We start from the raw sequence: 11,101 nt of genomic DNA, 5'->3' as shown, positions 1-11,101 counted from the left end.
GGGGAGCGCTGCATGACGACGACGCAAGGCGATATGTTGCGGGATGTCCCGCCTGGGCGGCTGCGGCCGCTAAACCAGACAGAGATGAAATTCGCGCTCGCCGACCTCAAGCAGATCGCCGCAGCGGAACCGGCCATTGCCGCCTTGCTGGCTGGCGACAGCGCGCTGCGGGATTTTGTCGTCGCAGCACTCGCTTTGTCGCCGCATCTCCGCGAAACCGCCAATCTCGAACCCGCCCTGCTGGTTGCCGCCATCGAGAAGCCGTTATCGCCGCAGGTCGAAGCCCTGGTCCAACAGGCTCGTCATACCTGGCTTCCGGCAGAGAGCGGCGGACCGTCGCCTTCGGAAGGCGAGGTGATGACCCGCTTGCGCGTCGCCAAACGCCGGGCCGCCTTTCTGATTGCGCTCGCCGACCTCGCCCGTATCTATGATGGAAGGAAGACCACCCGCTGGCTGAGTGCGCTGGCGGAAGCATCGATATCGGCCGCAATCGACCATCTGCTGCTGTCCTCCCATGAAGCCGGCAAGATCTCGCTTCCCGATCCCGTCACCCCGAGCCTGAAATCCGGCTTGATCGTGCTCGGCATGGGCAAGCTCGGCGCCGAGGAGCTGAACTACTCGTCGGATATCGACGTCGTCGTTTTCTTTGATGAAACGGCGGGCATCGTTCCCAATCCCGAAGACGCTATCGACATCTTCCCCCGGCTGATGCGCCGGCTGGTGCGTATCCTGCAGGAGCGCACGGCGGATGGCTACGTGTTCCGCACGGACCTGCGTCTGCGCCCCGATCCCGGTTCGACGCCTCTGGCCATTCCAGTCGATGCGGCGATGAACTATTACGAGGGCAGGGGCCAGAATTGGGAACGCGCCGCCTTCATCAAGGCGCGGCCGGTGGGGGGAGACATTGCGGCAGGGCAGGCTTTCGTCCGCGATCTCGTGCCCTTCGTCTTCCGCAAATATCTCGACTACGCCGCCATCGCGGACATTCATTCCATCAAGCGGCAGATCCACGCGCATAAAGGTCACGGCGCGATCGCGGTCAAGGGTCACAATGTCAAGCTGGGCCGTGGCGGCATTCGCGAAATCGAGTTCTTCGTGCAGACACAGCAGCTGATCGCCGGCGGCCGCATGCCGGCGCTGCGTAGCCGCGCGACCGAGGAGACGCTGGCCGAACTGACCGACGCAAAATGGATCGATGCGGAAACGCGCGACGAACTGGCTACCGCCTACTGGTTCCTTCGCGATATCGAGCATCGCATCCAGATGGTGCGCGACGAGCAGACGCATCTGCTGCCGGAAACCGATGCAGAGCTGCGGCGCATCGCCTTCATGATGGGCTTCCCCGATGCACAGGCCTTCTCCGAGGCCCTTGTCTCGACCTTGAAGACGGTCGAGCGCCGTTACGCGCGCCTGTTCGAGCAGGAAACGAAACTGTCGTCCGAAACGGGCAACCTGGTTTTCACCGGCCAGGGTGACGATCCAGACACGCTGGAGACGCTACGCCGCCTCGGTTTCGAAAGGCCGTCGGCCATCGCCAATGTGATCCGCACCTGGCACTACGGGCGGTATCGCGCGACGCAATCGGTAGAGGCACGCGAGCGGCTGACGGAGCTGACGCCCGAGCTGCTGCGGGTCTTCGGCGAGAGCAAGCGTGCCGACAAGGCGTTATTGCGCTTCGACAGCTTCATTTCCGGCCTGCCGGCGGGCATTCAGCTCTTCTCGCTGCTCGGCACGAACCCTGCGCTGCTTTCTCTCATCGTCAACATCATGTCTTCGGCGCCGCGGCTTGCCGAGATCATTGCCGCCAAGCCGCATGTCTTTGACGGCATGCTGGATCCAAGCCTCATGGCCGAGCTACCGACGCGCGATTATCTGGCCGAACGTCTTAAGAGCTTCCTTGCCCCGGCAAGACACTATGAAGAGACACTCGACCTGCTGCGCATCTTCGCATCCGAACAGCGCTTCCTGATCGGTATTCGCCTGCTGACGGGCGCGATCGGCGGGATTATGGCGGCCCGTGCCTTTACCTATCTTGCCGATCTGATCGTCGAGGCAGCGCTGGATGCGGTGATGAAGGAAATCCAGGCGGCGCATGGCGAGTATCCCGGCGGCCGCGTTGCCGTCGTCGGCATGGGCAAACTCGGCAGTTTCGAGCTATCGGCCGGTTCCGACATCGATATCATCCTGCTCTATGATTACGATGATACGGCAGGCGAATCCTCCGGCCCGAAGCCGCTGGATGCAACGCGGTATTTCACGCGCATTACACAGCGCCTGATCGCGGCCCTTTCGGCCCCTACGGCCGAGGGAGTACTCTACGACGTCGACATGCGTCTGCGTCCGTCCGGCAACAAGGGCCCGGTCGCCACGCGCATCAACTCGTTCGAGAAGTATCAGCGCGAGGAAGCCTGGACCTGGGAGCATATGGCGCTTTCGCGCGCCCGCCTGATCTGCGGTGACGAGGAATTTTTGCTGGATGCAGAATGCATCATTGGCGAGATTCTTTCCTCGACGAGGGATGTCGCCAAGATTGCCAGGGATGTTCGTGAGATGCGCGACCTGATCGAACAGGAAAAGCCGCCGGAGAGCATTTGGGATTTGAAGTTGATCCCCGGAGGGCTGATCGATATCGAATTCATCGCGCAATATCTGCGGCTGATCGCGCCGGCACGCGGCGTCGGCATCGACGCTAATGGTCTCAGCACGGCCGAAGCGTTGAAATTGCTTGGCAGCAGCCTGATGGATCGCAATGACCTGGATGTCTGCCTGGAGGCTCTGCAACTCTACACGGAAGTGTCGCAGCTTATTCGCCTTTGCATCGACGGTACGTTCGATCCGAAAAATACCCCTTCCGGCTTGATCGAATTGGTCTGCCGCGCCGGCGATTGCCCGGATATCCGCACGTTGGAGGCGGAGCTGAAGCGGCTGTCGAAGGCGGTGCGGAAAATCTTCCAGGCAACGGTTGGAAACTGATCAGCGCTGATCGGGGATACGGATCGCGATGACCGTGCCGATCCCTTCGCGGGAGCGGATGCGCATGCGGCCTCGATGCAGCGTGGCCAGCGAGCGTGAAATCGCAAGTCCGAGGCCCGAGCCTCCCTTGCTTTTCGCATACTGGCTCTGCACCTGCTCGAAGGGCTGGCCGATCTTGCTTAGGGCTGATTTCGGTATGCCGATGCCCGTATCGGCGATAACCAGCATCACCGCATCGTCGATCCTGCGAGTGCGAACCGCTATGCGGCCGCCGTCATTGGTGAATTTCACAGCGTTGGAAAGCAGATTGAGCACGATCTGCTTCATGGCCCGGCGGTCGGCATTCAGCTTGATTTCGGGAGAAATGCACTGCTCGACGAGAATGTTTTTGTGGGCGGCGGGAATGCTGGTAAAGCGCAGGCATTCTTCGATCAAAGGCGCGAGATCGACCTCCTCGCAGCTAAGCTTCATATGACCCGCCTCGATTTTCGACATGTCGAGGATGTCGTTGATGACGTTGAGAAGATGCTTGCCGCTGTCGTGGATATCCTTGGCATATTCGTTGTATCGCGACGAGCCGAGCGGACCGAACATCTGATCCTGCAGTATCTCCGAGAAGCCGAGGATGGCGTTGAGCGGCGTGCGCAGCTCGTGCGACATGTTGGCGAGGAATTCCGATTTGGCCCTGTTGGCGGCTTCGGCGCGTTCCTTCTCCGCCAGATAATTGGTGTTTGCGGTCGAAAGTTCCGCCTTCTGCCGCTCCAGGATCTGCCGCGATGCCGAGAGATCGTTGATCGTCGCCATCAGCCTGCGTTCGGATTCGCGAAGGCGCTCCTGGTTGCGCTTCAGCTGGGTGATGTCGGTGCCGACAGAAACGAGGCCGCCGTCGCGGGTCCGGCGTTCGTTGATCTGCAGCCAGCGCTCGTCGGCAAGCTGCACTTCCGTCGTCTGTGCATGATTGGAGCGGCCGGGATCGACGATGCGACGCTCGATGACGGGCCGAACCGCCGCGGCGTTGACCACTGCGCGCTCGGTGCCGGGCACGAGCACCTTGTCGGGCAGGCCGTAAGCCTGCTGGAAATGGACGTTGCACATCACCAGACGGTCGTTCTTGTCCCACAGGACGAAGGCTTCGGAGGTGCACTCGATGGCGTCTGCGAGCCGTTGATCGGCTTCGGCATAGCGCTGCGCCAGCCGGTGCTGCTCCGTCACGTCCATGGCGATGCCGATCATATGAACGCGGCCGGAATGGGTGCGTATGACCTGGGCGCGGGCGCGCATCCAGACGTAATGTCCCTTGGCATGGCGGATACGCAGGATCTGATCCACCTGGCCGGCGCTGCCGCGGCTGACGGAACGAGCCAGCATATGCAGGCTGCTATCGTCCGGATGCATCAACCGTGCTGCGTCGGAAAAGGCGAGCGGCTTGTCGGCGGCGGGCAGCCCGAGCATGTCGTACATCGAGCGCGACCAGAAGAATTTGCGGCTGGCGAAATCGAAATCCCAGAGGCCGCAACGGCCGCGCGAGAGCGCCGTCTCGACGCGCAGGTTGGATTCGAGAAAGATCTCGTCGGCGTCGCGGGCTCGTCGCACCTGCATATAGTAAGCATAGAGAATGACGAGCAGGATGGACGAAATGCCGGCAAAGAGCGTGACGTTGAGCGTCAGCTCATCGCGCCAGAGCTTGTCGATCTGCTCCATCGATGCGACCGAGAGAACGAAATCGCCCTTGTCGCCAATCAGGGAGATCGCCGCATAATAGGGCTCGCCGCCGATCATCGTCTCGATCACGCCGGCATGATCGCCGAAGTTCCTGATGGCGGATACTTCCGGAAAGAAATCGGAGGTCAACATGCCGATATAGGCGGAGCCGGCGGCGGAGGAGCCGAAAACGCGCCCGCTCGACTGCACCAGCAGCACGAATGCGCCTGCGTCGAGGCGATCCTGCGGCAGGTAGGCGGCCAGCTTACGCTCGGCGTTGCTGCGGTCGCCCGCCTGGAACATGCTGGCATCGTTCGAGAAGGCGGCCGACGCGGCGGCGATGGACAGCGAGGTCGTGCGCCGCGCCGAAGCGGCCATCCGGCCATGCTCCGTCACCATGCCGAAGATGTGCGACGCGGCCACGACCATGAGAAAGGAAACGATGAGAACGGGGATGATGCGCTTGAGGATATGTTCGGTCTGCAGAAAACGACGCGAGATCGTCTCCACCCGGACACCCGTTCGATCAGTAACGCCGCTATGCCAGGATTTCAGACCGTCGAAATTAACACGCAGCCGTCCATCGGCCGCGGTTGCCCGCCGCACGTCCACCATCGCCTTAGCCTTGTCCCTCGTATGATTCGCTGCGCCGCTCGCCCGAATCTGCCCTAATGAATCATTCGTGATTCGGCTTGTCCAGAGGGTGAAGTAAAACTTTCTTAACCATCTGCGATTTCAGCATCTTTTTGCACACGCACCGGTAAGTTGCGCGCATTCGGGACTCGCTGAAGCTGAAAAGGCCAAGGCAAATCAGCCTTTTCAATGGGTATGCGGAGCGACCGAAATCACTCCTTGAGAATGCGGTCCACGATGTCGCGCACATCGGCCGAAAGACCACCCGCGCGCTCGATCCGCACCAGCGCCGAACGAGCATGGCCGGCACGCACCGGTTCCAGCAGACGCCAGGAGCGCATGGAGGTGAGGATACGGGCGGCGAGCTGCGGATTGCGCTGATCGATATCCAGGATCTCGTCGGCGAGGAAATTGTACCCGGCGCCGTCGGCACGGCCAAAGCCGGTCGGGTTGGCGAAGGCGAAGGTGCCGAGCAGGGAGCGCATGCGGTTCGGATTGCTGCGCTTGAACGATGGCGCTTCCATGAGCCGCTGGATGCGCCCCAGCGCGTCCGGGCCGGGAATCCCCGCCTGGATGGCAAACCATTTGTCGATGACGAGCGCATTTTCGGAGAAGCGCGCGCGGAAATGATCCAGCGCCGCTGTGGTGTCGGCGGTCTCCGGGAATTGATGCGCGAGAATCGTTAGCGCGGCGCTGAGATCGGTCATGTTGTTTGCCGCATCATAGGCGGCCTTGGCGCGGGTCGGAGTGCCGTCCATCTGCGAGAGATAGCTTAGAGCCGCGTTTCGCAGTGCCCGGCGTCCGGCGCTTGCGGCATCGGGGCTGAATGGGCCTGATGTCTGCATGCTGTCGTAGAGCGCGGCAAAGATATCCTTGCCGGTTTCGGCGATCCGCTTGAGGATGGCCCGGCGCGCCGCATGAATGGCGTCCGGATCGGTGTCGCCGCCAAGCTCGCGGGCAATATCGGCTTCGCTCGGCAGGGCAAGCGCCTGCGCCCGGAAGGCCGGCTCCAGGCTGTCGTCATTCGCAGCCGCCAGCAGGGCGTCGACGAAGGCGGAATCGCAGGTGACAGCAATGCCCTGGCGGACATCGCGAACGGCCTGCAGCAGATTGGGCAGCCCGAGGTCGATCAGCGCCTGCCAACGGGCAAAATGGTCGGTCTCGTAGTGCGCGATCAGCGCCAGATCGCCAGCGCTCTGATTGAACTGCAGATTGATCGGCGTCGAGAAGCTGCGGTTCAGCGACAGGACCGGCCGCGACGGGATGCCATGGAAAACGACCTCCTGCGCTTGTTCTGTCAGGTGCAGCACGTCGTCGGTCAGCTCCGCACCGCTGATGGACGCCGGGGTGATCGCGGCACCGTCTTCGGCCAGCAGCGCCATGCGCAGAGGAATGTGCATCGGCTTCTTGGTGGTCTGACCCGGCGTTGCCGGTATCATCTGCTCGAGCGACAGGGTGAATGTCTTGCTATCGGCATCATAGGCGCCGGAAGCCGTCACGAGCGGCGTACCGGCCTGATGATACCAGAGCGAAAACTGCGCGAGATCGCGGCCGCTGGCATCCTCGAAGCATTTGACGAAATCTTCGATCGTGACAGCCTGCCCGTCATGCCGATCGAAATAGAGGTCCATGCCCTTCTTGAACAGATCGCGGCCGAGCAAGGTTGCGATCATGCGGGTGACTTCGCTGCCCTTCTCATAGACGGTTGTCGTATAGAAGTTGTTGATTTCACGGTATGTCGTAGGTCGCACCGGATGGGCAAGGGGGCCGCTGTCCTCCGGAAATTGTTCCGACTTCAAATGCCGGACTTCGGCAATGCGCTTGACGGGGCGAGAGCGCTCGTCAGCGGAAAACTCGTGATCGCGATAGACCGTCAGGCCTTCCTTGAGGCAGAGCTGGAACCAGTCGCGACAGGTGATGCGATTGCCGGTCCAGTTGTGAAAATATTCGTGCGCGATGATGGCTTCGATATTGGCGTAGTCGGCATCGGTTGCCGTCTCGGGATCAGCGAGCACATATTTGTCGTTAAAGACGTTGAGGCCCTTGTTCTCCATCGCCCCCATGTTGAAGTCCGACACGGCGACGATCATGAAGATGTCGAGATCGTATTCGCGGCCGAACCGCTCTTCATCCCATTTCATCGAACGTTTCAGCGCATCCATGGCGTAGGCAGCGCGCGGCTCCTTGCCATGCTCGACATAGATCTTTAGCGCCACTTCACGGCCGGACATGGTCGCGAACGTATCCTCGACGACACCCAGATCACCGGCGACGAGCGCAAAGAGGTAGCTCGGCTTCGGGTGCGGATCGAACCAGGCGGCGAAATGCTTGCCTTCGCCATAGCCGGCGCCGCCAAGGAAATTGCCGTTCGACAGCAGCAGCGGATTGGCGTCCTTGTCGGCGATGATGTTGACCGTGTAGGGGGCGAGAACATCCGGCCGGTCTGGGAAATAGGTGATGCGGCGGAAGCCCTCGGCTTCGCACTGCGTGCAATAGATGCCGCCGGTGCGATAGAGGCCCATCAATTGCGTATTGGCTTCGGGATTGATCACCGTCGTGATGGTGAGCTCGAAGGGTGTGCTTTCCGGCAGGTCGCGAACGGTCAGTCCGTCGGGCGTGACATCATACTGCCCTGCGGGCAGTTCTGACTGGTCGAGCAGCAGCCCGGCGAGCACCAGCTCGTCTCCGTCGAGCACCAGCGGCGCCCTCGGGTCGGTGCCTTCGCGGCGATGAAAGATCAGCCGCGCTTCCACCTTGGTTTCGGTCGGATGCAGATCGAAGGTAAGGTCCACGCGTTCCAGAACGAAGTCGGTAGGACGGTAGTCTGCCAGATTTACGATCTGGCCGGTATCTGTTCGCATGGTCTATCCTGATCAGGCTACGCTTCTTGCGGCACAGTCCGAAGCCCTCCTCCGGACTGAAAGTCGCCGCATCATTACATCGAAATCTGAACCAAAGTTAAAGTCATATCATTACATGGAAATGTTCTGTTACGGCACAGCAAATATTTGATCGGCGAACCGCCTTCTTCGTCCGGTTGAGTGCCGCTTCGAGATGTATACTCAAAGTCCGTAAAGGCCACCGATCGCCAGCTTCTTATGGGCATAGGGGCAATCGCTGCCTCAAGGGTGTAGGATCATCATCGCGATACCATTCTGGAAAGACATGCAGTTTGCTCAGAGAAACAGCTACTTAAAGTAAATTATTTGTTTAACCTCTTGCGGTATAAGCGCATCTACATAACTATAGCATGCTATTAGATGTCGGAATTATGATCGATTCCGGTGAATTCGTTCACAAAAATGAAACATCCTCCTTTTGTAGACAGTTGAGAAGGGCACCCCAAGGAGGCCCGATTGAGCTTTTCTATCGAGCAGCTTGCTCGTCATCCCAAATTCATGGTGTCGTTGCGCTTCCTCGCGGAGGCGTTGCGGAATCGTTACGACCATGGTCCCCGGATCGCGCGCATGCTCGCCTCGCATCAGCGCTGGCTTCTGACGCAGACAGCCTATGCCCTTCATTTTGAATATGATCCGGCGGTACCCGGCTCAGGACTGACGGTTGTCGGACTTCGCGATCTGATCACGCATCACCGCGTTGCCAGTCGCAACACGGTGTTGAGCTTTATCGACGAGCTGCTCACCTATCGCTTCCTGATGCTCGCTCCCGGCAATGTCCGGCGTCCGCGGCGCTACGTGCCGGCCGAGATCAGCCACACCGGGATGTTCGGTTGGTGCCTCTCCAATCTGGCTGCGCTCGATTTGCTCGATGATGGCGGCCGTGCCGCTGCACTCGCCGCTTCTCCGCAATTGATGGATCTGGCGCAGCCGCGCATGGCGCGCCATTGCCTGGAGACGGAGGCTTGGCGCGAACCGCCGGAAAGCGTCGGCCTGTTTCTCTGGACGGAGGCGGGCGGTCTCGTCGTCGATTACATCATGTCGCAATTGGATCTCAGCGGAGAGACCGATGCGCGGATCGATGTCGGTCGTGTCGACGCGCGCGCGCTTGCAGCGCATTTCATGATATCGCGCACCCATCTGCAGCGTCTCCTGCGCAAATCCGCCGATCGTGGTGACATAGGCTGGCACGACGAGACCAAAAAAACGCGAATGTGGATATCGCGTGATTTTCTGGATCAGTATTGCAGATGGCAGGCCGTGAAGCTGGCGGCGGTCGACGAGGCTTTTGCCTGGGCGCAGGCCGCCACGGGGCGGTCCGACCCGAAGGCGTGATCTGATTGGGATGTTGCCTGGCTTTTCCAGGTGTGTCTCCCAGAGAGGGCATAGCGGGATCGATGCTTGAGGATCCCGCCCCAAATTCCTTATAGAGGAATGCTTGCCGCTGCCGCGCAGGCAGGGCTTCTGTCGCGGCATTCGTCTCCGCGAAGATGACGCGCGCGTTCAAACTCTTCCGCGGCTCGCACGGCGGAGCCGATGTGCCCGACCGAATCGAAGAAAGTGACAAGCGAACGCAAACCCGAAGACATGATACAATTCCTGAAAGATAGAAACTCCAAGCTGAACGCGCGATTCTCGCGCCTGTCGATTAGCAGGCGCGGAAATCGGCGAAAATAGCGGTGGGTCGGCCAACGCGGGCCGAAACGCCTGTTCCTCGGGCCGTCATCTGCTCATTGGCGGCGATGCCGAGGTTGCGATGTCCGTTTGTGGCGCGCACGGGCTCAAGGGCGCGACGCAGGGTATCAAACCCGCTGTGGATAGGACGAAAACGTGCAGTCATTGCCTTGGTTCCTTTCGAGATTCCTCCCAAGACAGGACTATATATTGCAACGCAACATTGATTTTGCAATGCACAACACTGAAGGACTGTCATGCCTAAAACGCATGACTGGTGTCATATTCCGTTAACTGTGGTGGAAATCAGCCTAAAATTTCAGCGTCAATGCGGCTCTTGAAGGCCAGCAGATCATTCCATGCAAGCCGCTTGTTGATGGGCGCGGTGAGCAATTCCTGCGGATGAAGGCTGGCAATCGCCGGTATGGTCCGGCCGAGAATGCTGATGTCTCGCCATTGTCCGCGCAGCCCATGAATCGTTTCGGCGCTTCCGAAGAAATGCCGCGCGGTAAAATTGCCGAGCAGCAACAAGGCCTTCGGTTCGGCAAGGGCAATCTGTCGTTCTATGAACGGGCGGCATATCTCGATTTCCGGCGCTGAGGGCGCGCGGTTGCCGGGCGGGCGCCACGGAATGACGTTGGTCAGCAGGATCTCGTCTCGCTGCAAGCGGATCGCAGCCAGCATCTTGTCCAGCAGCTGGCCGGCGCGGCCCGCAAACGGCGTGCCTTCTCGATCGTCGTCGGCACTCGGCATTGGGCCGATCACCATGATTCGGCCTTCTGGCGTGCCGCTGGCAAAGATCGTCGAACGGGCGCTGTTCTTGAGATTGCAGCTGTTGAAGGCTTCGATCGCGGTCCTGAGCTCGCTGAGCGAACGCGCGCTTTCCGCGGCGAAGCGGGCCTGTTCGACGGCCTGTTCGTCAGGAATGGCAGGCGCATTGCGCGGCGAAGCAGGAGGCGGTGCCGCGGCCGGCTTTGCGGCCTGACGGCGATCCGGCTGTGCTTTTGCCGCCGGCTGCGGTGCTTCCGGCCGAGGCTGCGCCGCCCTTGCCCCTTGCCGGGCGGCACGCATGGCCTCGAATTCGGCGAAACGATCGACCGGCTGTTCTTCCAGCAGCCAGTCTACGCCGGCATCCGCATGAAAATGCAGAAGGGCGGCAAGTTCGGCCGGTGTGAGGTCGCTGGCGGAAATCATGAGGGAACTCTAGCCAAAGCGGCGCAGGA

At 60.6% G+C, this 11,101-nt stretch carries 6 protein-coding genes; 2 read left to right on the top strand and 4 right to left on the bottom strand.

All coding sequences use genetic code 11. The features are described from left to right. Positions 1-12: 12 nt before the first annotated feature. A complete protein-coding gene (locus GA0061102_RS08160) occupies positions 13-2,973 on the top strand; it encodes a bifunctional [glutamine synthetase] adenylyltransferase/[glutamine synthetase]-adenylyl-L-tyrosine phosphorylase (RefSeq protein WP_092845744.1) in 2,961 nt (986 codons plus the stop codon). On the opposite strand, the gene GA0061102_RS08155 is transcribed toward GA0061102_RS08160, so the two are convergent. Continuing rightward, a complete protein-coding gene (locus GA0061102_RS08155) occupies positions 2,974-5,289 on the bottom strand; it encodes a PAS domain-containing sensor histidine kinase (protein ID WP_092845742.1) in 2,316 nt (771 codons plus the stop codon). It abuts the gene before it with no gap. 230 nt (positions 5,290-5,519) lie between these two features. Continuing rightward, positions 5,520-8,168, bottom strand: a complete 2,649-nt coding sequence (gene pepN, locus GA0061102_RS08150; protein WP_092845740.1) for an aminopeptidase N — start codon at positions 8,166-8,168, stop codon at positions 5,520-5,522. A gap of 495 nt (positions 8,169-8,663) precedes the next feature. Between pepN and GA0061102_RS08145 the strand changes: the two genes are divergently transcribed. After that, complete coding sequence (locus GA0061102_RS08145) at positions 8,664-9,539, top strand: hypothetical protein (protein WP_092845738.1); 876 nt, start codon at positions 8,664-8,666, stop codon at positions 9,537-9,539. Between the two features lie 313 nt (positions 9,540-9,852). Here the strand turns inward: GA0061102_RS08145 and GA0061102_RS08140 are convergent, their stop codons facing one another. Then, positions 9,853-10,044 (bottom strand): hypothetical protein, encoded by a 192-nt coding sequence (locus GA0061102_RS08140; protein WP_037153128.1) that lies wholly within the window; start codon positions 10,042-10,044, stop codon positions 9,853-9,855. Between the two features lie 140 nt (positions 10,045-10,184). Beyond that, positions 10,185-11,072 carry a uracil-DNA glycosylase gene (locus tag GA0061102_RS08135; RefSeq protein ID WP_092845736.1) on the bottom strand — a complete coding sequence of 296 codons (888 nt, stop codon included), beginning with the start codon at positions 11,070-11,072 and terminating at the stop codon, positions 10,185-10,187. Between the last annotated feature and the right edge of the window lie 29 nt (positions 11,073-11,101).

This window comes from Martinezella miluonensis (assembly GCF_900094545.1).
Classification (GTDB): Bacteria; Pseudomonadota; Alphaproteobacteria; order Rhizobiales; family Rhizobiaceae; genus Rhizobium; species Rhizobium miluonense.
The sequence above is the reverse complement of the archived record's forward strand: the minus strand, read 5'-3'. Positions and strand labels throughout refer to the sequence as shown.

What these genes read in the sequence shown, in the direction of transcription:
- GA0061102_RS08160 (WP_092845744.1), top strand. Translation starts at nt 13, where the DNA reads ATGACGACGACGCAAGGCGATATGTTGCGGGATGTCCCGCCTGGGCGG.
- GA0061102_RS08155 (WP_092845742.1), bottom strand. Translation starts at nt 5,289, where the DNA reads ATGGTGGACGTGCGGCGGGCAACCGCGGCCGATGGACGGCTGCGTGTT.
- pepN (WP_092845740.1), bottom strand. Translation starts at nt 8,168, where the DNA reads ATGCGAACAGATACCGGCCAGATCGTAAATCTGGCAGACTACCGTCCT.
- GA0061102_RS08140 (WP_037153128.1), bottom strand. Translation starts at nt 10,044, where the DNA reads ATGACTGCACGTTTTCGTCCTATCCACAGCGGGTTTGATACCCTGCGT.
- GA0061102_RS08135 (WP_092845736.1), bottom strand. Translation starts at nt 11,072, where the DNA reads ATGATTTCCGCCAGCGACCTCACACCGGCCGAACTTGCCGCCCTTCTG.